A 22409-nucleotide genomic window follows, 5' to 3' on the forward strand; every position below is an offset into this window, starting at 1 on the left:
AGCGCGAGTGGTGAAATTGGCAGACACGCAGGATTTAGGTTCCTGTGCCTTCGGGCGTGGGGGTTCAAGTCCCCCCTTGCGCACAGAGAGAGACATGGCAGCGGCCATGGCAACACAACGGAATCCCGGCCTATTCGGTCCGGGATTCCGTTGTTTAAGCCGGGATTCCGGCGCCGAAAAGACAACCCAGAAAAACTTTTCCAGGTTCACCCATCCAACAATGCCCAACGCCCGAATCCCCCTTGAGACACCGACCAAGGGTCGGTGCCCAACAGTCGGAATAGGGCCACAAACTGCAGACAATCGACCGTCCGCAGCAGGGCAATGATCGGCACAACCAAGGAGAATCGAAATGCAGTCAATCAAGCGCACTACTTTCACCGTTGCAGGTGTTGCTGCTGCAGCCCTGCTCAGCTTGACCGCTTGCGGCGGATCCACCACAACTGCTCCCAGCTCATCGGCTCCGGCTGCAGCGCCGTCCTCGTCCAGCGCGTCACCGTCTGCAAGCTCCGCTGCAACGGATCCGGCCCGCGACCTCGTTGGTGCCGGCTGCGCCGGATACGCGAAGAAAGTTCCCAACGGCGCCGGTTCGGTCTCAGGAATGGCACTGGACCCCGTAGCCGTTGCCGCCTCCAACAACCCGATCCTCACCACACTTACCGCTGCAGTTTCCGGCAAGCTCAACCCGAAGGTTAACCTCGTCGACACCCTCAACGGCAGCCAGTTCACGGTGTTCGCCCCGGTGGATGACGCCTTCGCCAAGATCGATGCTGCAACCATCGAAACCTTGAAGACTGACGACGCGCTCCTGAGCAAGATCCTGACCTACCACGTGGTGCCCGGCCAGATCACCCCGGACAAGATCGTCGGCACCCATGCGACTGTCCAGGGCGGTTCCGTGACCGTCACCGGCAGCAAGGACGCGCTCAAGGTCGATGGTGCCAGCGTCATCTGCGGCGGTGTCCACACGGCCAACGCCACTGTTTACCTCATCGACTCGGTTCTGATGCCCAAGTAACCATCCTCTGACACTCCTGAGCCAGTCCGGCTTGACTCCCCGGACCAACAAGGAGGAGCTGAAGCCCGCACCCCACAGTGCGGGCTTCAGCTTGGCCGGCTGCGCTGGTGGGCCGGCCCGGCACCGTCCGGCAGGCACCGTCGGGTAGGCACCGCCCGGCAGGCACCGCCCGGCAGGCACCGTCATCTAGACTGGGGACGGCCCGCAGATCGCGGTGCAGCCCCGCAGCCCAGAGGTGATAACCCAGTGCCCAGCAGTACATCGCGACGAACGGTGATCAAGACCAGTGCAGTATTCCTGGCCCTTACCGTCACTTCGTGCACAGGGGCGCCCGTACCGGCACCGCCATCACCCTCCGCCTCAACACCGGCTGACTCCGGCCCGGACGCCGTCTTCAATTTCGGCACGGGCTCGCAGCCGCTGGGCCTCGACCCAGCTCTCTCCAACGATGTGGAGTCCTATCGCGTCACCCGGCAGGTGTTGGAAGGGCTGGTGGGTGTTGACCAGACCACGGGGCAGCCCACCCCGCTGCTTGCCACTGAGTGGAGCGAGTCGGACGAAGGCCGCTCCTACACGTTTAAGCTGCGCAGCGGCGTCACGTTTCAGGACGGGACTCCGTTCAATGCGGATGCAGTCTGCGCTAACTTCAACCGCTGGTTCAACTTTCCCGCAAACCTCCGCGCCAAAGCGCCCGGCAGCTCCTTCAAAGGGGTCTTCAAAGCCCATTCGGACCAGGCAGCCCTGTCCGTCTTCAAGAGCTGCACAGCCGTAGCCGCCAGCACCGTCCGGATCGACCTCACAGAGCGGTTCACAGGCTTCCTTCAGGCGCTGACGCTTCCTGCCTTCGGGATGTCCTCGCCTCAAGCGCTCGTCTCCCGGGCAGCCGATGTCCTTGACCAATCCCGCGATGGCCAGCCCATTTCTGCCTACGCCGCCCACCCTGTAGGCACCGGCCCGTTCAGCTTCGGCTCATGGGACAAAGCCAGCGTGACCTTGGTCATCAACAGGAGCTACTGGGGGGATAAGGGCCAGATCGGCACCATCAACTTCCTCACCTACGACCACCCCCAGTCCAGGCTCCAGGCACTGCTGGACGGAAAAATCGATGGATTTGATGCGGTGACCGTTGGAAACTTCGACCAGCTGGTGAAACGCGGGAAGCAGATCATCCAGCGTGATCCGTTCTCTGTTATGTATCTGGGCATGAACCAGGACGTTCCGGTCCTGCAGAACATCAAGGTCCGGCAGGCCATCGAGATGGCGATCGACAAAGACACCCTCATCCGCAAGTTCTTCATCGACAACACAGCCCAGGCTTCACAGTTCGTCCCGCCAAAGCTCAGCGGGTTCAACAACACCGCACCCGCACTGGGCAATGACCCGGCCAAGGCAAAAACGTTTCTCGCCGAGGCCGGGTACAAAGGCGAAGAGCTCAAGTTCTACTATCCTATGAACGTCACGCGGCCCTACCTGCCCACTCCGGAGAAGGTATATGCCGAGATCAGCAGGCAACTGACGGCGGTGGGGCTGAATGTTCGGCCCATGCCCTTGGACTGGTCTTCGGGCTACCTCCAGCAGGTTCAGTCGCCCGGCGATCATGCCCTGCACCTCCTGGGCTGGAACGGCGCGTATTCCGATGCTGACAACTTCCTCGGCCCCCTCTTCGGCGAGAAGACCGGGGAGTTCGGCTACCAGGATGCCCAGGTGTTCTCCAAGATTAGCCGGGCGCGGGGCCTCCCTGACGGCAAGGAACGTAACGAGCAGTACCAGACCATCAACGCCCAGATCGCCGCCTCAGTACCTGCCGTACCCATCGCGTTCCCTATATCGGCGCTGGCGTTGTCTGACCGCGTTATCAGCTACCCGGCGTCCCCGGTACTCAACGAAGTTTTCACGAAGGTCCGGCTGAGACCTTGACGGGCGGGGCCAATTTCAGTTAGAGAGCCGCGCGGGGATATTCTGTGACAGCCAGAGCCGCTGCTATCGGAGACTGATTGTGACCTTCATTTCCAAGACCAAACATGCCGACGTCGTCCTGATTGGCGGCGGCATCATGAGCGCCACGCTGGGTGCGTTCATCAAGCAGCTCGAGCCTAGCTGGACCATCTCATTGTTTGAGCGTCTGGATGAAGTAGGGCTGGAAAGCTCCGGCCCGTGGAACAACGCGGGCACCGGGCACGCCGCACTGTGTGAGCTTAATTACTCCCCCGCAGCCAAAGACGGCTCCGTGGACCCCTCCAAGGCTTTGCTGATCAACGAGCAGTTCCAGCTGTCCCGCCAATTCTGGTCCCATCTCGTGACTAACTCCCTGATCGGTTCGCCCAAGGGATTCATCAACACAGTCCCCCACATGAGTTTTGTCATCGGCCAGGACAACGCAGACTTCCTGAAGACCCGGTACGAGGCACTGAAGCCAAACACCCTCTTCCGCAGCATGGAGCACTCCGAGGATCAGGCCCAGATCGCCAAGTGGGCGCCGCTGATCGTCAAGGGTCGCGACCCCAAGCAGCGAGTTGCCGCCACCCGTGCAGCGGAGGGCACCGACGTCGACTTCGGCGCACTGACCCGCGAGCTGACCGGGTATCTGGACAACAACGGGGCGGAGATCAACCAAGGTCACAACGTTTCCGGCATTGAGAAGGCGTCCGACGGCGGCTGGGACCTTTCGCTCAAACACCAAGCTTCCGGGGAACACGGCAGTATCCATGCGAAGTTTGTGTTTGTCGGCGCCGGCGGCGGCGCCCTGCATCTGCTGCAGGCCTCGGGCATTCCCGAAAGCAAAGGCTACGGCGGCTTTCCTGTCTCCGGACAGTTCTTCCGTTGCACTGACGAGAAACTGGCGTCGAGCCATAGCGCAAAAGTCTACGGCCAGGCCTCGGTGGGTGCTCCGCCCATGTCCGTCCCGCACCTGGATACCCGGTATGTCGACGGCAAGCGGTCACTCCTCTTCGGGCCCTACGCCGGCTTCTCCACCAACTTCCTCAAGAACAGCACCTACCTGGACCTCCCGCTGTCCATCCGCCCCGGAAACATCATCCCCATGCTGGCCGTGGCCAAGGACAACATGGACCTGACGGCGTACCTGATCAAGGAAGTGGCCAAACGCCACGGTGCCAAGGTGGATGCGCTTCGCGATTACTACCCGGAGGCCAAGGATGGCGACTGGGAACTTATCACTGCCGGCCAGCGTGTTCAGATCATCAAAAAGGATCCGAAAAAGGGAGGCATCCTTCAGTTCGGCACCGAGGTCATCGCAGCACGCGACGGCTCCATCGGGGCTTTGCTGGGTGCTTCGCCGGGGGCTTCCACAGCCGTTCCCATCATGATTGAGCTGCTGCAGAAGTCCTTTCCGAAAAACTTCAAGGGCTGGCAGTCCAAGCTCAAGGACATGATGCCCGGCTACGGCATCAAACTCAACGACAACCCGGAGCTGGCGGCTGAGCTTGAGGCAAGCACGGCCAAGGCGCTCCAGCTGGATGCCCTGCCCGCCGCCTCAATGTAGGCGGGCGCCGGGTATCGGGCAGGCAATTCCTCCCCGCAACTCCCCGTCAACCCTTCAGGAGCCCATGCGATGTTCCGGCTGGCTAAACTTTCGCTGGCGAACCGCGCGCTGATCGCGCTGATCACTGTCTTTGCCGGGGTGTTCGGTGCGATCACCATGTCTTCGCTGAAGCAGGAACTCATTCCGTCCATTGAGTTTCCGCAGATCACGGTCATTTCGGCCTTGCCCGGCGCCTCCCCGGAGGTGGTGGACAAGCAGATCAGCGGGCCCCTGGACACGGCGTTGAACGGTGTCGAGGGCCTTGAATCCACGTCCTCCACGTCGCGCAGCGGTGTGTCCCAGATCACCATGGTGTTCACCTATGGCACCAATCTGGACCGCGCACGGAATCAGATCGACCGGGCCATTTCCAACGCCAAGCGGAGCCTGCCCGCCGACGTCCAGCCACAGGCCATTGCCGGCAGCATCAGTGACTTCCCCATTGTTTTTCTGGCTGTGTCCTCGGACAAGCCTCTCAGCGAGCTGAACACGGATCTTCAGCGCCTCAGCGTCCCGCGCCTGCAGAAGCTCGACGGCGTCCGGGGCGCCGATGTGACTGGCGGGGCCACCCAGCACATCCGGATACTCCCGCGCCCGGATGCCATGGCGGCGAAGGGTGCCAGCATCGCGTCGATCCGCAATGCGCTGGCCAATAACGGTGCCCTTATTCCAGCCGGCACCATCGAGGAACAAGGGAAAACGCTCTCGCTGCAGATCGGCAGCCCGGTGGATTCCCTCGATGCCGTCAAGGCGCTGCCGCTGGGCAGCGCCAAGGACGCCGCCACCATCGGGGCTGTGGCCGAGGTCAGCGTCACGGATGATGCCCGCACCTCCATTACCCGGACCAATGGCAAGGAGACCCTGGCACTCTCCGTCACCAAGAAGCCCGAGGGCGACACCGTGGCGATCTCCCGTGCGGTCAAGGATGCCATCGGACAGCTGGAGGAGGAGCTCGGATCCAACGCCAAGTTCACAACGGTGTTCGACCAGGCCCCATTCATTGAGAAGTCCATCAAGGACCTGACCACCGAAGGGTTGCTGGGGCTCGGGTTTGCGGTGGCTGTCATTCTGGTGTTCCTGATGTCGGTGCGGTCCACCCTGGTCACGGCCGTTTCCATCCCGCTCTCACTCCTGATCACCTTCATCGGGTTGTCCGTCACGGGATATTCGCTGAACATCCTCACCCTTGGCGCCCTCACCATCGCGATCGGACGGGTGGTGGATGACTCCATCGTGGTGATCGAGAACATCAAGCGGCACCTGAGCTACGGCGAAACGAAAATTGCCGCTATTCTCACCTCCATCCGGGAAGTCGCCGGGGCCATTACCGCCTCCACCCTGACCACCGTCGCCGTTTTCCTGCCCATCGCGTTTGTGGGCGATCTGGCCGGGGAGCTCTTCCGGCCGTTCGCACTGACCGTGACCATCGCATTGCTTTCGTCGCTGCTCGTCTCGCTGACCATCGTGCCGGTCCTTGCGTACTGGTTCCCCAGGACACCGGCTGATTCCGTCGTCGTCGGCGCTTCATCCGGGAACGCAACAGCGCAGGAGAAGGCAGCCAAAGCGCACGAGGCCGAGCAACGCAGCCTGCTTCAGCGCGGGTACCTTCCCATCCTGAGCAAAACCCAGAAACACCCTGTGTTCACGTTGATTGCCGCTGCCCTCGTTCTTGGCGGGACGGCCGCCATGACGCCACTGCTTGCCACTGACCTGTTGGGCCGTTCCGGGGAAAACAGCATGACCGTGCGCCAGGCCCTACCGGCGGGAACCAGCCTTGCGGACACCAGTGCCGCTGCGGTCAAAATCGAAAATGTGATCCTCGGCATCGACGGCGTCAAGGACGTCCAGGTGACCTCCGGCAATGCCCGGACCGGCTTCACAGCGCTGACATCCTCCGGCACGTCCAACTCGTCCTTCACCGTCGTGACCGAGGAAAAAGCCAATCAAAGCAAGCTTCAGGACACCGTTCGTGCCGAGCTCGCCAAGATCAGTGACGCCGGCAAGATTTCGGTAGGCCAGCAGCAAGGGGGGTTCGGCACCTCGTCCACCGTGGACATCACGCTGAAGGCTGCAAATTCAGCGGATCTCAGGCAGGCTAGCGATTCCATGGTCCAGGCAATGACCGGCGTACCTGGAACCACGGAAGTGTCCACGAACCTGGCGGCCAGCCAGGCCGTGGTCCAGGTCAAGGTGGACCGGAGTAAAGCCGTGGCCGCCGGGCTTAATGAGGAGCAGGTGGCGGGTGTCCTGGCATCCACCGTCAGCCCTGTTCCGGCCGGCACCGTCAGGATCGAGACCAACGATTTTCCGGTCCAGATCGGCGAAGGGACCCACTTCACCAGCATCGACGCCGTTCGGAAAATCGCGCTTCCTGCCCCTGGCGGCGCAATTACACTCGGCAGCATCGCGTCCGTGGAACAGGTGGACGCCCCCGTCTCCATTACCTCAAGCAACGGGCAACGGACCGCACGCGTCTCGGTGGCGCCGTCGGGCTCCAACCTCGGCGCGGTCAGCACCGAGGTGCAGAAGCGGCTCACCTCGGTACAATTGCCCGCCGGTGTCACGGCGGAAATCGGCGGGGCCACCACCCAGCAAAGCAAGTCCTTTCAGCAGCTGGGGCTCGCGCTTCTGGCCGCCATCGCCATTGTCTATGTGATCATGGTGGCCGCGTTTAAGTCCCTGATCCAGCCGCTGATCCTGCTGGTGTCCATACCCTTTGCCGCCACGGGCGCGATCGCACTGCTCCTGGTGACGGGGGTGCCGCTGGGACTCCCGTCACTGATCGGCATGCTGATGCTGGTGGGCATTGTGGTGACGAACGCCATTGTGCTGATCGATCTCATCAACCAGTACCGCCAGCCCCGCGACGGACGGCCGGGGATGACTGTGGCAGAGGCCATCACCCACGGCGCGAGACAGCGGTTGCGGCCCATCCTGATGACGGCTCTGGCCACCGTTTTCGCATTGACGCCCATGGCTCTGGGCCTGACCGGGGGCGGAGGCTTTATCTCCCAGCCCCTGGCCATCGTGGTGATCGGCGGACTGATCTCGTCGACGGCGCTCACCTTGGTGCTGGTGCCGGTGCTGTACCGCCTTGTGGAAGGCCGGCGTGAGCAGAGATCCTTGATCCACGCTCTGCGGCAGCGCCCTGATGTCCGGGCCCACGGCGCGGACACCGGACTCCGGGACTGGACAACCGGCATGGTCCCCAAGGCCAGCGGCCGTCGGGCTGCGCCCGGCGACGACTAGCCCGGGGAATATTGTGGCGTGGCTGACGTTACATCCGGTGATAGATGCAAATGCATGTAAATCGTTTATAGTTGAAGCAAGCCCAGCAATTCAGGAAACGGAAGGCACCCCCATGCAGATCGGCGTATTCAGCGTCAGCGACATCACCGCGGACCCCACCACGGGCCGCACTCCCACGGAGCATGAGCGCATCAAGGCAGCTGTGGCGATCGCCAAGAAAGTGGAAGAAATCGGCATGGATGTCTATGCCCTCGGCGAGCACCACAACCGGCCGTTCTTCTCCTCTTCCCCCACCACCACCCTGGCCTATATCGCGGCACAGACGCAGCGCATCACCCTCTCCACTGCAACCACCCTGATCACCACCAATGACCCGGTGAAGATCGCAGAAGACTTCGCCATGCTCCAACACCTCGCTGACGGCCGCGTGGACCTGGTCCTCGGACGGGGCAACACGGCGCCGGTATACCCATGGTTCGGAAAGGACATTCAGGACGGCGTGGAACTCGCCATCGAGAACTACAGCCTGCTGCGCCGGCTCTGGGACGAAGACACAGTTAACTGGTCCGGCAAGTTCCGCACTCCGCTGCAGAACTTCACCTCAACGCCACGGCCGCTCGACGGCGTAGCCCCCTTCGTCTGGCACGGGTCCATCCGCACGCCGCAGATCGCGGAAGTGGCCGCCTACTACGGCGACGGCTTCTTTGCGAACAACATTTTCTGGCCCAAGGAGCACTACCAGCAGCTGATCAGCCTCTACCGCGAGCGCTACGAGCACTACGGCCACGGCAAGGCAGACCAGGCGATAGTCGGCCTGGGCGGCCAGTTCTTCATGCGGAAGAACTCACAGGATGCTGTTAAGGAATTCAGGCCCTACTTCGACAACGCTCCGGTGTACGGGCACGGCCCGTCGCTGGAAGACTTCACCTCGCAGACACCTCTCACCGTGGGCAGCCCGCAGGAAGTGATCGAAAAGACCCTTACCTTCCGTGAGCACTTCGGCGACTACCAGCGCCAGCTGTTCCTGGTGGACCATGCCGGCCTGCCCCTGAAGACAGTGCTGGAGCAATTGGATCTCTTTGGCGAGGAAGTTCTGCCCGTGCTGCGTAAGGAATACGCTGCACTCAAGCCCGCGCATGTTCCGGATCCACCCACACACGCCAGCCGTGTGGCAGCCCTCGTCTCCGCGCAGCCCTCGGATGCAGCACCCGCGGAGGCGTGATGAGCGCAAAACCGGCCGGTTCGCAGGTGCGGCTGGCTGCCGAGACATGGGAGTCCCTGTTCCGCGCCCAGGTGGCCGTCATGCGGAGACTCCAGTCAGGGCCGGCGTTCAAGTCCATCCCGCTCGGCGAATACGATGTCCTTTTCACTCTCTCGCGGTGCCCGTCCGGCTGGCTGCGCCTCAACGAACTCAACCACCATGTGCTGCTGAGCCAGTCCAGCCTCAGCAGGCTGGTGGAGCGCCTGGAAATGCGCGGTCTCGTGGAGCGCATGCCCGCACCGGACGACGGCAGGGGTGTCCTGCTCAAGCTCACCGAAGCCGGAGCTGAACTTCAGAAGCAGGTGGGCCGCGAGCACGTCAGGGATATCTCGGAGCTGGTCATGCCTGCACTCACAGAGGCCGAGCAGCGGGAACTCACCCGGCTGACGGACAAACTCCGCAGTTCGGTGGCCTCACGCTGAGCAATACCGGCACATTGGAGGCCCTGGCTATTGGAGAACGACAAGCCTGGCGGGGTCTTCATACGGCAGCATTCCTTCGACCACCGCTGTGACCCTGAGTTCCTTCAGCGAGAGGCTTCCTCCCACCGTGGACAGGAACGCCGTGTCCGAGGAGTCGCGGCCGGCCGTGATCCGCAGCATGGCTTCCCGCGGCGCCAGCCCTGTGGGGTCAACAACCTGCCAGGCACCGTTAATATGCGCTTCCGCGACGGCGTGGAAATCCATGGGACTCAGCCCGGGTGCATACACGGCCGCGAGTCTGGCCGGGATGTCCTTGGAACGCAGCAGGGCAATGGCAAGATGGGCGAAATCCCGGCAGACACCCCGGCGGTTCAGCAGCGTCTCCACAGCACCGTCCGTGCCGCGGGAGGCGCCGCTGACGTACCGGAGTTCGCCGAACACCCAATTGCGCACGGCGTGCAGCAGTTCTTCGCCCTGAAGCCCGCCGAACTCCGCATAAGCGGTGGGCAACAGCCGGTCGGATTCCGCATAGCGGCTGGGCCGGACATAACGGATGAGTTCCATCAATGAGGCCTGCTCAGGCAGGGCAACGCCCGTAACGCTGGCGGTGTAATCCACCGCGACTTCGGTGGGCTCGGCGAACTCCATGTAGTGGACCCGGCCGCCGTGGTGATCCGCAAGCTCTGTCAGCGGTACCTGATCCTGGCCCGCTATCACGGACAACGATTCGTTGACGGACGCGTAGCCGGGGTTTCTGGCAACGGAAACTGCCAGCGCGACTTTTGTGTTGGCCACGGTCTTGAAAACCAGGCGGGCGGCCACGGTGCGTTCCATGATTCTCCGGGTGTGAGCGTATTGGCAGAACGGCCTCCGAGGCCGGCCTGTGTGGCGGACGGCGGGCGGCCGGACTAGTTTTTGATCTTCAGAGACAGTAGCATCCGCTGGACGTTGGCAAATTCGGACCCCTCATTAACGTATTTGGCGGCCTCGTCCAGCGTGTCGAAGGACTTTGCGGGAGCCACCTTCTCATCCACAGCGAAAGATCTCAGTGACCCCACATCGCCGAAGGTGTAGTTCCCCTTGCCCGCGGGACCGCGTACAACATTGCTGAGTTCGCAGGCTTTTCCATCGGCACCTCCCACCAGGTTGGTGATTCCGTTCGAGCCAAAGAACTTGTAGCCCTGGATGATCCGGAAGACCACATGGGGGGAAATCGTGTCCGCGCCGTCGAGATGGGGCAGGTCAACAGGAACGCTGCTGACCACCACGTACGGTTTGCGTGCTGAATCCGGGCAAGCAGCCGGGCCTGCATCCGGCAGACCTGTCTGAAGCGTTGCCAGATACGTTCCGTCGGGCTTTTTGACCTCAATCTTCAACGCCCCGGGCAACGTCCCTTGTTCCGCTGGTACCGACTGGGCGATCCATTCCTGTGGAAGGTCAAAGCTCACGGACTTCGCCGAGTCCGTATATACCTTCCACGCTTGCGCCGTCGCTCCCGGTGCAGCTTCGCCCGACGCCGGAGTCCCTTCTGACGTCCCTCCTGGCGTCGGCGAGGCCGAACCGGATGCAGACCCCGCCGGCGCAGTGGCTGAGGGACTTGCGCCGGAGGGACTGGATCCGGGCGCAGCAGTCCAGGCCGGTGTGCCTTTACCCTCACTGCTGCAGCCGGACAGCATGGCGGCCGCAGAAAAGATGACGACGGCGATCCGGACCTTGCGTGTTGGTACTGTCCCAGTCATGCAGCCAGCCTAACGGGGCTCTGCCCCGCTCAGACTTTAAAGATGAGTGTTTCGTGCAACGTCCCGCCCTGGCGAGGGACTGCAACGCATCACTTTTCATCAGCGGAGTGAACAACTGCTGTTTTGAAAAGGCGAAAGACCACTCGCTTGGCAGCGATGCCAACGTGTGCGTGCAGTGAGTGTGGGCCGCTGAGCGGGCCGGGCGGCTGGCCTGCTATCAAAGGGGACTAGGGTGGAGTCATGGAGGATGAGCAGTTTGACGCGGCCCAAGGCAGCCTGACGGACATTTCCGCCGTCGACATCGCAGACTGGCGGCTGCGGACCTTCGCGCTCTATGACACCGTCCGCAGAATCGCTGCGGACAACCCTGCGGAGGCTCATTCCTATTGGCGCCAGGAGCGTGACCGTATGTTCGGTACGCACCCGGCCTCAGCGCTGACAGCGGCCGACAAAGCCGATTTCGGTGGGCTGAAGACGGCAGACTACGACCCCATCTACCGTTTTCATGTCCCTCTCACCAAAGAGGGCGCCGGGCGTGAAATGAACGTTGACACCGGCACGGACGGAGTGGTCAGGTTCGTCCGCCTGGGGACCTTCGATCTTCCGGAGATGGGCCAACTGGCCGTCTGGAAGCTGAACGGCTACGGCGGCGGGATTTTTGTGCCATTCCGCGATGCCACGGCCGGCCAGCCGGGAGGCAGCTATGGCGCAGGCCGGTACCTGCTGGACACCATCAAGGGCGCCTTCCATGGCATGCACAGCTCGGGCCTCGGGGCTGAATTCGTACTGGACTTCAACTTTGCCTACAACCCTTCCTGCGCTTATAACGAGGCATGGGCGTGCCCCCTGGCCGGCCCATCGAACCGGCTCGCAGTAGAGATCCCGGCAGGCGAACTTTACTGAGGCCAGCGCAGGGACTTCAGGCCCGGCGGCTCTTGGCCCGGCGTAGTGACACTGTCAAGGGTCAGCAAACGGTAAGGAATATCAGCTGACGCGGTACCTTGGCAGGCCTAGCCTTGAGTAATGGACAGTAAGAAGCGCCGGACCCTGACAGCCGCATTCACCGCCGCTGCGCTGGTGGGCCTGGTTGCAGGGGCCGCTCTCTTCCAACCATGGCGTCTCTTTACCAGCAGCTCCTTGAACGAGGCCCTGCCCGTTGGGGTGCAGGCCGCCCCGGGAGAAAACCCGACGCCGGCAATGCCGGTTCCAGCGTCACCGGTTCCAGCGTCACCGGTTCCAGCGTCACCACTCCCGGCTCCGGCTTCCAGAGTCCTGACAACCGGGCAATTCCAGTCCCAGGAACACACCACTACCGGGACGGCGAGCCTTGTGGAGCTGCCGGACGGCACCCTGATAGTCAGGCTGGAAAATCTGGCCAGCAGCGACGGTCCGGATGTGAAGGTCTGGCTCAGCGGTCTGGAGGCAGGCGGTGACTGGTTCAAGTACCGCTCGGGAAACTATATGGATCTCGGTGCAATCAAAGCCACGCATGGCAACCAGAACTACGTGGTGCCGGCAGGAACGGACCTGTCCCATCTGTCCACGGTGGTGTTGTGGTGCGACCGCTTCAGTGTGGCATTCGGTTCGGCGGCGCTGGCTGCTGCACCGTAAGCCAGGCACTAAACAGTCGGAAATCTTCGCCGCCCAGGATCCCAGTGGACGTAGGATGTCTTCATGACTTCCCCCGCCCCGCGCCGAATCGCCCGCGTCCGCCCGCTATCCGCCGCCCCGGAAACTGAACAATTCTTCGTTGCGAATGACGCCGCCGACTTCACCAGTGCAGCCGGCCAGGTGTGGACAGTCATTGACAGCCCTTTCCCGGACTCGCCAGCCCACGCCGGCAGCGCTGCACGTCCGGGCTGGGAAACGGGCTCCACTGTGGCCGAGAATGCGCTCGCATTCCTGGCACCGAGCATTCCTGCCAACGTTTTCGGCATGGCGCACAACACCGGGCGGCCGGGCCGCGATATGCCGGCACAGGCGTTCCACAAGGCGGCCACCAGCGTAGTGGGCCCCGGTGAGGCGATTGAACTGGCCCCAGACGTTGGTTATGTGGACCCGGAAGCCGAACTGACCGTCGTCGTCGGACGGAAAGCGCGGGGGCTGACGCTGGGAAACGCCCGCGGCGCCATTCTTGGTTTTACCATCGGGAACGACGTATCAGCACGCGATCTGCAGAAATCAGATGAGCTGTGGATCAGCGCCAAAAGCCAGGACACGTTCACCCCGGTGGGCCCGTGGATCGTCACGGATCTGGATGCCTCGGACCTATCCATCAGCATCGTCCACAACGGTAACGAGCTGAAGGCAGCAAGCTCCGCCGATCTGGGCTGGAACGTGGACGAAATCCTGGTCTACCTGACCTCCTTTATGACCCTGCACCCGGGCGATCTGGTCCTGACAGGTTTCCCTGCCGAGTGCGCCCGGATCCAGCCGGGAGACACCGTTACGTGCCGCGTCCAGGGCATCGGCGAACTCACCAACCCGGTCACCGCCGCCTCTTGGGAGGATTTCCCGGCCTGATGTGTCAGGCTTGAACCATGGAATCCCCTGCTGCGCCGACTGCCCAGCCGACGCAGCAGACCACCCGCAGCCTGCCAGCCAGGCGGCACTACCGCGGTCTCCTGCGGTTCCCGGTGCTCCGCCAGCTCATCCGGTTCACGGGCGTGGGTATCATCTGCACCGCGACGTCTCTGGCGTTGTACGCCGTGATGCGCCCATGGCTGGGTCCGCAACTCGCCAACGCGGCCGCACTCATCATCACCTCGGTCATGAATACCGCGCTCAACCGCCGGCTGACGTTCAAAATCTCTGACCAGAGAAGCATGGCGCGGGATCATCTGAACGGGCTTTTTGTCATCCTGGTGGCGTTGCTCATCACCGGTGGCAGCCTGGGCATCCTGCACTGGCTCCGGCCCGAGGCCACCGTGGCGGACGAACTCTGGACCACCACGCTCTCAGGATTTCTGGCAACGGCGGTCAGGTTCACGCTGCTGCGGCACTGGATTTTCCGCCGGGCCCGGCACCGCTGAGCTCACTTGCTGAGGTTACCTGCTGAGCTTACTTGCCCAGGTTCCGGACGCTTCCGACGGCGGTTTCCACTGCGGCGGCGGCCAGCTCCAGTTCCGCCTGGGTCACGGAAGAATCAAAGCTGAACCGGACCGCCGTCTGCGCCACTTCGGAGGCGATCCCCAAGGCCAGGAGCACCGGCGATGGCGCATCTGATCCTGCAGCACAGGCCGAGCCGCTGGAGCACAACACGCCCTGGCGCTCGAGCTCCAGGAGCACCGACTCGCCACTGGTGCCGGGGAAGCAGAACGACGCCACGGAAGGCAGCCGCTCCACCGGATGACCGGTCAGCAGTGCGCCCGGCACGGAATCAATGACAGCCCGGATGAAGGTGTCCCGAAGCCCCGTCACGCGCTGCGCGAGTGACGCCTGCTCGGCGTGCGCCAACGTCAGGGCTGCAGCCAGGGCCACTGCACCTGCCACATTTTCGGTCCCGGAACGGCGCCCGCGCTCCTGCCCGCCGCCGTGCACCAGCGGCTCCACCTTCGTCCGTCCCCGCACAAAGAGAACACCGCAGCCCTTGGGAGCCCCCAGCTTGTGGCCGGAAATACTCAGGGCGTCAACGCCGAGCGCCTTGACGTCCAGCGGCAGCCAGCCCGCCGCCTGGACAGCATCGGTGTGGAACGGGATGCCCCGCTCACGCGCCAGCGCCGCCAGTCTCCCAACAGGCTGGACCGTTCCTACCTCGTTGTTCGCGTACATGATGCTGATCAGGGCAGTTCCAGGCCGCAACACTGACGCCAGGGCTTCCGGAGTCACCCGTCCGGACCGGTCCACCGGAACCACGTCCACGGTGAACGCATGGAACCGCTCCAGGTACCGCGCCGATTCCTCCACTGCAGGGTGTTCGACGGCGCTGATCACCACCCGGTTCAGCGCCGGGTCGGCAGCCTGCCGAGCCAGCGCAATCCCCTTGACGGCCAAATTGTCAGCTTCAGTCCCGCCGGAGGTGAAGGTGACTTCGCCCGGTCGGCACGCGAGCACTTGTGCCACGGCGGCGCGCGCGGCTGCGAGCGCCGTCGCTGCGGCGTCCCCCAGGGAATGATGGCTCGACGGATTGCCGAATTCCCCGGTGAGGTACGGCCACATGGCGTCCAGCACCTCGCGGCGGACCGGGGTGGTGGCGGCGGCGTCCAGAAATATCATAAGGAGCTCAACGGTCCGTGAGTCCGGCGTCCAGCAGTTCAATGTCAAGGCCAAGGTCCAGGGCGGCTACGCTGTGCGTCAGCCCGCCGATGGAGATAACGTCCACCCCGGTGGCGGCAATTCCTGCGACAGTTGCGAGGTTCACGTTGCCGCTTGCTTCCACCCGGGCCCGCCCGTTGACCAGTGCTACTCCTGCAGCGAGATCCTGGAGGGTGAAGTTGTCCAGCATGATGGTGTCCACGCCGGCGGCAAGCACTGGCTCGATCTGTTCCACCTGGTCCACTTCGACTTCAAAGTGTGTGGTGTGTCCCAGCTGCGCCTTGGCAGCGGCAAGCAAGGCGGTGAGCTTGGCAGAGTCGCCGCCGGTCATGACCGCCAGGTGGTTGTCCTTGGCCAGGACAGCATCGGAGAGGCTGTACCGGTGGTTGGCGCCCCCTCCGCACCGGACCGCAAAGCGCTCCAGGATGCGCAACCCGGGCGTGGTCTTGCGGGTATCGGTGATCTGTGCCGTAGTACCGTGCACCAGTGCCACGAACTCGGCCGTTTTGGTGGCGATGGCGCTCATCCGCTGGACCAGGTTCAAGGCCACGCGTTCCGCGAGCAGCACCGACCGCGCCCGGCCGCTGACCCGCGCCAGGCTGGTTCCGGCGTCGAACGCTTCACCGTCGGCGAGCAGCAGCTCAACTTCTGTTTCCGGGTCGATCAGCAGCATGGCGTCCCGGAAGACGGTTGCCCCGCTGAAGACGCCGGGTACGCGGGCATTCAGGACCGCGGTGGCCCGGGCCTCAGCCGGGATAAGGAGCTGCGAGGTGATGTCTCCGGCCGGCGCATCTTCGGCATAGGCGCGCTCCAGGATTTCCCGGACCGGGGCTGTGGGGAGAGTCAGATCAATCATGGACGAGGCTCGCTTTCCGGCTCATGGTGTAACGCTTGTGTATCTCGTCGGCGGCGGTTGCCGCCGGACCGTCGCTGCGGTAGTGCGCCCCCAGCGAGGTACGCCGTTCCCGCGCGGCATGAACCAGCAGCCGGGCAGCCAGGAGAAGATTGGCGTCCTCGTGCGCGCGCGGATCCGTAGAGTCCTGCACGTATTCGGAAGGCTCGACGGCGTCCCATTGATCCAGCACCTGGGCGGCCTCAGCCAACTTTCCACCCGAACGAAGCACTCCGGACTTGGCAGTCATCAAACGACGAAGGGCACCACGGGAGAACGCTTCATCGCGGAAGGGCGCTCCGGAAGGATGCGTCAAAGGGAGGCCGCTTGCGGCCGAGCTAGCACGCGAAGGAACGCCGTTTTGCGAATCCATCGAGCTGGCACACGGAGGGGTGCCGTTCGATGGCACCCCGGCAAGGAATCCTTCAACGGCGCGCCGCCCGAAGACCAACCCTTCGAGCAATGAATTGCTGGCCAGCCGGTTCGCACCCTGGACGCCGGTGCAGGCCACTTCGCCCGCAGCCAGCAGCCCGGGCATGGTGGTGCGGCCGAGCAGGTCGGTGGCCACACCGCCCATCCAGTAGTGCGCGGCGGGCGCCACGGGAACCAGTTCGCGGGTCCAGTCGACGCCTGCTGCGCGTGTACGGCTGCTGATGGTGGGGAACCTCCTGGCCAGGAATCCCGGGCCCTTGGCCGCCACGATGACGCGGGCATCCAGGAACACGTGCCCGTTGGGGTCACCCAGTTTGGCCAGGTGCAGGGCGATGCTGCGCGAGACGACGTCCCGCGGGGCCAGCTCGGCGTCTGCATGATAGCCGGGCATAAACCGGTGGCCGGATGCATCGAGCAGGGTGGCGCCTTCGCCGCGGACGGCCTCTGAAATCAGCAGCGGATCGGTTTCTGCTTCGGCGGTGCCCCCGGCTTCCAGGACGCCGGCCGGCAGCACCATGCACGTCGGGTGGAACTGGAAGAACTCGAGATCAGCCACGTCCGCTCCTGCACGCCATGCGAGGGCGAGTCCGTCGGCGGTTGCCACGGACGGATTGGTGGTCTGGGCAAAGAGCTGGCCCGCTCCGCCGGTGGCCACGAGAACGGCATCGGCATGCATGCTCTGCAACCGCCCGTTCTGGAGGAACTCCAGGCCTGCCACCCTGCCCTGGTAGTGCACCAGGGCCGTGGCCAGGGAATTTTCCAGCACCTGGATCCGCCCGGCAGCCTCGGCGGCCAGCACAGAGCGGATAAGAGCCGATGCAACGCCGGCGCCGGTAGCGTCGCCTCCCGCGTGCAGAATGCGCGGCGCGGAATGGGCGGCTTCGAGGCCCAAGGCGGGATCGCCGTCGTCGTCCATGTCGAAACGCACACCGAAGCGCTCGAGTCCCGCAATATCCAGCCGTGCTTCGGTGCAGAGGATCCGCACCGCTTCCTCGTTGCAATGCCCGGCTCCGGCTTTAAGCGTGTCGGCAATGTGGGCCGCAACGGTGTCATCAGCGGCAGGCTCGTCGAGTACCGCGGAGATACCGCCCTGCGCGTAGAACGTGTTGCTGTCCTCGAGGGCGCCCTTAGTCAGCAGCACCACCTCGGCGCCGGCCTCGGCGGCAAGCAGCGCCGCGTACAGGCCCGCAATCCCGCTGCCGACCACGATCAGCCGCTTGCAGGCCGGGGAATCAGCGTGTCTCATTGGGGCTTCGAGGCCAGCATGCGCTCCAGCGCCGTCCTGGCATTCTCTTTCACCGCGTCATCCACGGTGATGCGGTTGACCACGCGTCCCTCCACCAGCTCCTCCAGCACCCAGGCCAGATACCCGGGGTGGATCCGGTACATCGTGGAACACGGGCAGATCACTGGGTCCAGGCAGAAGATGGTGTGCTGCGGGTACTCTCCCGCGAGCCGGTTCACCATGTTGACCTCGGTGCCGATGGCGAACGTGGTGGGCTCAGTTGCCGCCGCGATAGCCTTCTTGATGAAGTCCGTGGAGCCGGCGGAATCAGCGGCGTCCACCACTTCCATGGGGCATTCGGGGTGCACCACTACCTGCACGCCCGGGAACTCGGCACGGGCCTTTTCAATCTGGCCCACGTTGAAGCGCTTGTGGACTGAGCAAAAGCCGTGCCAAAGGATCACGCGGGAATCGAGCAGCGTCTGTTCATGGTTGCCGCCGAATTCCTTGCGGGGGTTCCACATGGGCATCTGCTCAAGGGGGACGCCCATGGCCTTGGCTGTATTGCGGCCCAGATGCTGGTCCGGGAAAAACAGCACCCGCTGGCCACGCTGGAAAGCCCACTCGAGAACGGTCTTGGCATTCGAGGACGTGCAGACAATGCCGCCGTGCTCGCCGCAGAAAGCCTTCAGCGCGGCCGAAGAATTCATGTAAGTGACCGGTATGACCGGAACCCGGCCCTCGGCGTCGGGCGCTGTGCCCAAGATTTCTTCAAGCTGTTCCCAGCAGTCCTCCACTGAATCGGTGTCCGCCATGTCCGCCATCGAGCAGCCGGCCGCGAGGTTTGGCAGGATGACGGCCTGTTCCGGCTTTGAGAGAATATCCGCGGTTTCAGCCATAAAGTGCACGCCGCAGAAAATGATCGCCTCGGCGTCCGGCTTGGTCAGGGCCGCGTTGGCCAGCTGGAAGGAATCACCCACAAAGTCGGCGTATTCAACCACTTCATCGCGCTGGTAGAAGTGGCCAAGGATCACGGCGCGGTCGCCGAGGATCGCCTTGGCCGCACGGATGCGGGAATCCAGTTCGGCGTCGCCGGCCCGTTTGTATTCCTCGGGCAACTGGCCCTGGCGGGGCGTGGCGGGCGGCGCCGCATCCGCGCTCGAAGCGCCCGGGCCGTAGGCGGGGATGCCGGCGCGGGACTCGGCCAGGTCATAGTCCCAGGGTCCTTGGGCGAGGGCAGGGCTGCAGGTGCTGCCGGCGGCGGCGGCACCGTTCTCAGCCTGTTCGCGCGTAATCAGCTGGATTGCTGTGTTGACGCTGCTCATGGTGTGCTCCTGTTATCTGGGTCAAGGCCTGGGCGGCCGGTAAATCGGTAAAGGCGGGGCGGGCGGTGTTTTCCGCCCTGCAGGTATTCACCGGTTTCTTCGATCTCCGGTGTGGATTTGATCTGGCGGCGGAAGTTGGCGGGATCCAGCTGGCGGTCCAGGACTGCCTCATACACTTCGCGGACCTGGGCGAGCGTGAAGTACTCCCCCAGCAGGTGATAGGCGATTGCCCCGTAGGCCAGCTTGTTGCGCAGCCGCCAGAGCGCGTACTCAACAATCGCGTTGTGGTCGAAAGCCAGGCTGCCGAGCCTGTCCGCCCGGAACCATCTGACATTTTCGGATTCGTCAGCAAGGGCCGCTTCAGTGGGCTGTACCAGCGCCCAGTAGGCAATGGACACCACGCGCTGGCTCGGCGAACGGTGCAGACCGCCGAAGGCATAGAGCTGCTCGAGGTAGCTGGGTGCAAGGCCGGTGGTTTCGCGCAGGTTCCGTGACGCCGCGTCCTGGAGCGACTCCGCGTGGGTCAGCGGGCCGCCGGGCAAAGCCCACAGGTCCTTGAACGGCTCACGGATCCGGCGGACCAACGGGATCCACAGTGTGGGGCGGCCGGACTGCTCGCTGGGTCGGAGCGCGAAAATCACCGTGGAGATGGCCAACGACGGCGGAGCCACCTGACGCTCGGCGACGTTGGCTGAGTTGGTGTACACGATGATTCACCCCGCTCGATGGGCGCCTGCGGCGCTTCGACTAGTTATAGTCAACTTGACTAGAACTAATCCTACGACGGCTTTTGCCGGTGTCAAAATGTTTCAGGTCACACGGGGCGGTTATGACGGGTCAGCGGCGGCTTCGAGGAGCGGCAGTGTCCGCCCTTGGAAGTGCGTATTGAGCACAATCACCGAAGAGGAACGCAGCACTGTTTTCGTTGCGATCATGGCATCAAGAACACGCTGAAGGTCCAGATTCGATCTGGCGGCGATGCGCGCCATGAGATCGGAACTTCCGGAAACGGTGTGGATCTCGATCAGCTCAGGAATTTCAGCCAGAGCCGCCACCACGGCATCGTGCCCCAGATCCTGGTTGATAGTCAGCGAACAGAACGCCACCACCGGAAACCCGAAGTGCGACGGATCCGGCTGCGGCACCCACGAGCCGATGACCCCTGTTTCGGACATCCGGTCAAGCCGCGACTGCACGGTGGCTCTGGCCACCTTCAGAACCCGGGATGCTTCCAGAACGGCCGCCCGGGGAGAATCAGTGAAGAATCGGACAATCTTGGCGTCCAGAGCGTCGACATCCATCTGAGTACTCCTCCTGGCAGGAAATCACATTACAAACCGCCATTGATCCGGACGTTTACTATACAAACTGCCTCCATGATCTCACGCCTGGGAGAAGTCAGGGGTCTGCCGAGGCGGTAAATTCGAATGGTCTCAAGAGGACCCCACCAGACACCGACCACAAGAAGGTATGCAGTCATGACAATGAAGTCCACGGCAGAGCGCCCGGCAATACAACTCGTCCACAGCATGAAACCCCGCCAACTGACCATGATGGGGCTTGGCAGCGCCATCGGCGCCGGCCTCTTCCTCGGTTCGGGCGCGGGCATCCAGGCGGCCGGACCGGCGGTGCTGATTTCGTACATGGTTGCCGGGACCCTGATCATTCTGGTCATGTGGGCGCTTGGCGAAATGGCGGCGGCCAACCCCAACAGCGGGGCGTTTTCAGTTTACGCGGAGCGGGCTATGGGAAAGACAGCCGGTGCCACTGTGGGCTGGTTGTGGTGGCTTCAGCTGGTGGTGGTCATCGCCGCCGAGGCCCTTGGTGCGGCCGGCCTCCTGTTTTCGGTCTGGCCAGTCATTCCTGTCTGGGCCCTGGCCCTGATCTTCATGGTGGTCTTCACCGGCATCAATCTGGCGGGTGTGAAAAACTTCGGCGAGTTCGAGTTCTGGTTCGCCATTCTCAAGGTGACCGCAATTGTCCTGTTCCTGGCCATCGGCGCGGCTCTCCTGCTGGGGCTGCTCCCGGACGTCGCGTCGCCCGCGCTCTCCAACATCACGACAGACTTTGCCCCCGCAGGTCTTGGCGGAATAGCCACGGCGCTGTTCGTAGTGATCTTCGCGTTCGGTGGTACGGAGATCGTCAGTGTGGCCGCCGCGGAAACCGAAGATCCCGAACGTAGTGTAGTCAAGGCCATCCGCACTGTGGTGTGGCGGATCCTGGTGTTCTACATCGGCTCCGTGTTTGTCATCGCCGCCGTCCTGCCTGCTACCTCGGAAGCCCTGGCATCACCCTTCGCCGGAGTGCTCGACGCCGCACAAATCCCCGGCGCCAGTGCGGCGATCACCCTCGTGGCCGTCATCGCGCTTCTCTCCGCCCTGAACGCAAACCTGTACGGCGCTTCCAGGATGGTGTTTTCACTCTCCGAGCGCGGAGAGGCACCGCTCTTCCTCTCGAAGCTGAGCGGCGCCCGGGTCCCGATGGCCGCCGTCGGCGTGTCCGTGGCCTTCGGCTTCCTCGCCACCGTGCTGGAGCTGCTTTTTCCCGGACGGATCCTGCCGGCGCTGTTCCAGCTGGTCGGTTCGACATGCCTCGTGGTGTGGGGCTCCGCACTGGTGTCCCAGCTGATCCTGCGCCGCCGGGCAGTCCGTGACGGCACTCCGCTGCCGCTGCGCATGACCGGCTTCCCGGCGCTGACCATCTTCGGTCTGGTGCTCCTGAGCCTGATCTTCGCCGTCGGTTTCAGCGCCGAAAGCAGCCGCCTCCAGCTATTCAGTACCTTGGTGCTGATCGCCGGCATCGCTGCGGCCTGCCGGATCGGCGCCAGGCTCACGTCGGCACGCGCCACTGGCCCAACTGACTAGCACTAGGTGTCGTTTTGAGCCCTCAAAACGACATTAAATGCGACTCAGTTGGATGGGGGTGCGTGGGGGTGCGGGGCGGCGGAGTAAACACTTTGTAACCCCGGAGTCCGGATCCGGTGACAGCTTTTAGCAAGCTGACTAGCTGAATCTAGGCGGATTGCATACCTCGCCGGCGGTGACTAGGGTC

Annotated in this window: 19 protein-coding genes and 1 tRNA gene; 12 read left to right on the forward strand and 8 right to left on the reverse strand. The window is 63.5% G+C overall.

Features of this window, described 5'->3' with window-relative positions; genetic code table 11:
- Window position 1 precedes the first annotated feature (1 nt).
- From ACQCST_RS12940 to ACQCST_RS12970, 7 genes are all read left to right on the forward strand, one after another.
- Window positions 2-83: transfer RNA gene (locus ACQCST_RS12940), tRNA-Leu, on the forward strand.
- A gap of 269 nt (window positions 84-352) precedes the next feature.
- Window positions 353-1018: a fasciclin domain-containing protein gene (locus ACQCST_RS12945; RefSeq protein ID WP_426996166.1), complete on the forward strand. Its 666-nt coding sequence runs from the start codon at window positions 353-355 to the stop codon at window positions 1016-1018.
- A 246-nt stretch (window positions 1019-1264) separates the two neighbouring features.
- Window positions 1265-2935: an ABC transporter substrate-binding protein gene (locus tag ACQCST_RS12950; RefSeq protein WP_426996167.1), complete on the forward strand. Its 1671-nt coding sequence runs from the start codon at window positions 1265-1267 to the stop codon at window positions 2933-2935.
- A gap of 79 nt (window positions 2936-3014) precedes the next feature.
- Window positions 3015-4520 carry a malate:quinone oxidoreductase gene (locus tag ACQCST_RS12955; RefSeq protein WP_426996168.1) on the forward strand — a complete coding sequence of 502 codons (1506 nt, stop codon included), beginning with the start codon at window positions 3015-3017 and terminating at the stop codon, window positions 4518-4520.
- A 69-nt stretch (window positions 4521-4589) separates the two neighbouring features.
- Window positions 4590-7808: an efflux RND transporter permease subunit gene (locus ACQCST_RS12960; RefSeq protein ID WP_426996169.1), complete on the forward strand. Its 3219-nt coding sequence runs from the start codon at window positions 4590-4592 to the stop codon at window positions 7806-7808.
- Between the two features lie 112 nt (window positions 7809-7920).
- Entirely contained in the window at window positions 7921-9030 is a 1110-nt protein-coding gene (locus ACQCST_RS12965) for an LLM class flavin-dependent oxidoreductase (protein ID WP_426996170.1), read from the forward strand.
- On the forward strand, window positions 9030-9491 hold the full coding sequence (locus tag ACQCST_RS12970; RefSeq protein ID WP_426996171.1) for a MarR family winged helix-turn-helix transcriptional regulator: 462 nt from the start codon (window positions 9030-9032) through the stop codon (window positions 9489-9491). The genes ACQCST_RS12965 and ACQCST_RS12970 overlap by 1 nt, the downstream gene beginning before the upstream one ends.
- A 27-nt stretch (window positions 9492-9518) precedes the next feature.
- Here ACQCST_RS12970 and ACQCST_RS12975 read toward each other — a convergent pair whose 3' ends face one another.
- Window positions 9519-10325: a transglutaminase-like domain-containing protein gene (locus tag ACQCST_RS12975; RefSeq protein WP_426996172.1), complete on the reverse strand. Its 807-nt coding sequence runs from the start codon at window positions 10323-10325 to the stop codon at window positions 9519-9521.
- A 74-nt stretch (window positions 10326-10399) separates the two neighbouring features.
- On the reverse strand, window positions 10400-11230 hold the full coding sequence (locus tag ACQCST_RS12980; RefSeq protein WP_426996173.1) for a hypothetical protein: 831 nt from the start codon (window positions 11228-11230) through the stop codon (window positions 10400-10402).
- A gap of 240 nt (window positions 11231-11470) precedes the next feature.
- Between ACQCST_RS12980 and ACQCST_RS12985 the strand changes: the two genes are divergently transcribed.
- The 4 genes from ACQCST_RS12985 (at window position 11471) to ACQCST_RS13000 (ending at window position 14262) form a co-directional block, all read left to right on the forward strand.
- On the forward strand, window positions 11471-12133 hold the full coding sequence (locus tag ACQCST_RS12985; RefSeq protein WP_426996174.1) for a DUF1684 domain-containing protein: 663 nt from the start codon (window positions 11471-11473) through the stop codon (window positions 12131-12133).
- 120 nt (window positions 12134-12253) lie between these two features.
- Window positions 12254-12841: a DM13 domain-containing protein gene (locus ACQCST_RS12990; protein ID WP_426996175.1), complete on the forward strand. Its 588-nt coding sequence runs from the start codon at window positions 12254-12256 to the stop codon at window positions 12839-12841.
- A 63-nt stretch (window positions 12842-12904) separates the two neighbouring features.
- A complete protein-coding gene (locus ACQCST_RS12995) occupies window positions 12905-13753 on the forward strand; it encodes a fumarylacetoacetate hydrolase family protein (RefSeq protein ID WP_426996176.1) in 849 nt (282 codons plus the stop codon).
- Window positions 13754-13770: 17 nt separating this feature from the next.
- Window positions 13771-14262, forward strand: a complete 492-nt coding sequence (locus tag ACQCST_RS13000; protein ID WP_426996177.1) for a GtrA family protein — start codon at window positions 13771-13773, stop codon at window positions 14260-14262.
- 28 nt (window positions 14263-14290) lie between these two features.
- Here the strand turns inward: ACQCST_RS13000 and ACQCST_RS13005 are convergent, their stop codons facing one another.
- The 6 genes from ACQCST_RS13005 to ACQCST_RS13030 all read right to left on the reverse strand — a co-directional run bounded on the left by ACQCST_RS13005 (window position 14291) and on the right by ACQCST_RS13030 (window position 20659).
- Window positions 14291-15445, reverse strand: a complete 1155-nt coding sequence (locus tag ACQCST_RS13005; protein WP_426996178.1) for a cysteine desulfurase family protein — start codon at window positions 15443-15445, stop codon at window positions 14291-14293.
- Between the two features lie 7 nt (window positions 15446-15452).
- Entirely contained in the window at window positions 15453-16340 is an 888-nt protein-coding gene (gene nadC, locus ACQCST_RS13010) for a carboxylating nicotinate-nucleotide diphosphorylase (protein ID WP_426996179.1), read from the reverse strand.
- Window positions 16333-18054, reverse strand: a complete 1722-nt coding sequence (gene nadB / locus ACQCST_RS13015) for an L-aspartate oxidase (protein WP_426996180.1) — start codon at window positions 18052-18054, stop codon at window positions 16333-16335. The genes nadC and nadB overlap by 8 nt, the downstream gene beginning before the upstream one ends.
- Complete coding sequence (gene nadA / locus ACQCST_RS13020) at window positions 18051-19358, reverse strand: quinolinate synthase NadA (protein ID WP_426996181.1); 1308 nt, start codon at window positions 19356-19358, stop codon at window positions 18051-18053. The genes nadB and nadA overlap by 4 nt, the downstream gene beginning before the upstream one ends.
- Window positions 19355-20065: an NUDIX hydrolase gene (locus ACQCST_RS13025; protein ID WP_426996182.1), complete on the reverse strand. Its 711-nt coding sequence runs from the start codon at window positions 20063-20065 to the stop codon at window positions 19355-19357. Before ACQCST_RS13025 ends, nadA begins: the two co-directional genes overlap by 4 nt.
- Before the next feature lie 120 nt (window positions 20066-20185).
- A complete protein-coding gene (locus tag ACQCST_RS13030; RefSeq protein WP_426996183.1) occupies window positions 20186-20659 on the reverse strand; it encodes an Lrp/AsnC family transcriptional regulator in 474 nt (157 codons plus the stop codon).
- 177 nt (window positions 20660-20836) lie between these two features.
- Here ACQCST_RS13030 and ACQCST_RS13035 point away from each other — a divergent pair, with 177 nt between their 5' ends.
- The gene (locus ACQCST_RS13035) at window positions 20837-22222 is read left to right on the forward strand and encodes an amino acid permease (protein WP_426996184.1); all 1386 of its coding nucleotides are present in this window, start codon (window positions 20837-20839) and stop codon (window positions 22220-22222) included.
- Window positions 22223-22409 lie beyond the last annotated feature (187 nt).

The organism is Pseudarthrobacter sp. N5 (genome assembly GCF_050157035.1).
GTDB lineage: Bacteria > Actinomycetota > Actinomycetes > Actinomycetales > Micrococcaceae > Arthrobacter.

Coding starts and splice junctions, on each gene's coding strand:
- ACQCST_RS12965 (WP_426996170.1), top strand. CDS start 7,921: ATGCAGATCGGCGTATTCAGCGTCAGCGACATCACCGCGGACCCCACC.
- ACQCST_RS12990 (WP_426996175.1), top strand. CDS start 12,254: ATGGACAGTAAGAAGCGCCGGACCCTGACAGCCGCATTCACCGCCGCT.
- nadA (WP_426996181.1), bottom strand. CDS start 19,358: ATGAGCAGCGTCAACACAGCAATCCAGCTGATTACGCGCGAACAGGCT.
- ACQCST_RS12960 (WP_426996169.1), top strand. CDS start 4,590: ATGTTCCGGCTGGCTAAACTTTCGCTGGCGAACCGCGCGCTGATCGCG.
- ACQCST_RS13005 (WP_426996178.1), bottom strand. CDS start 15,445: ATGATATTTCTGGACGCCGCCGCCACCACCCCGGTCCGCCGCGAGGTG.
- ACQCST_RS12945 (WP_426996166.1), top strand. CDS start 353: ATGCAGTCAATCAAGCGCACTACTTTCACCGTTGCAGGTGTTGCTGCT.
- ACQCST_RS13035 (WP_426996184.1), top strand. CDS start 20,837: ATGACAATGAAGTCCACGGCAGAGCGCCCGGCAATACAACTCGTCCAC.
- ACQCST_RS12970 (WP_426996171.1), top strand. CDS start 9,030: ATGAGCGCAAAACCGGCCGGTTCGCAGGTGCGGCTGGCTGCCGAGACA.
- ACQCST_RS12975 (WP_426996172.1), bottom strand. CDS start 10,325: ATGGAACGCACCGTGGCCGCCCGCCTGGTTTTCAAGACCGTGGCCAAC.
- nadC (WP_426996179.1), bottom strand. CDS start 16,340: ATGATTGATCTGACTCTCCCCACAGCCCCGGTCCGGGAAATCCTGGAG.
- nadB (WP_426996180.1), bottom strand. CDS start 18,054: ATGAGACACGCTGATTCCCCGGCCTGCAAGCGGCTGATCGTGGTCGGC.
- ACQCST_RS13000 (WP_426996177.1), top strand. CDS start 13,771: ATGGAATCCCCTGCTGCGCCGACTGCCCAGCCGACGCAGCAGACCACC.
- ACQCST_RS12995 (WP_426996176.1), top strand. CDS start 12,905: ATGACTTCCCCCGCCCCGCGCCGAATCGCCCGCGTCCGCCCGCTATCC.
- ACQCST_RS13030 (WP_426996183.1), bottom strand. CDS start 20,659: ATGGATGTCGACGCTCTGGACGCCAAGATTGTCCGATTCTTCACTGAT.
- ACQCST_RS12985 (WP_426996174.1), top strand. CDS start 11,471: ATGGAGGATGAGCAGTTTGACGCGGCCCAAGGCAGCCTGACGGACATT.
- ACQCST_RS12980 (WP_426996173.1), bottom strand. CDS start 11,230: ATGACTGGGACAGTACCAACACGCAAGGTCCGGATCGCCGTCGTCATC.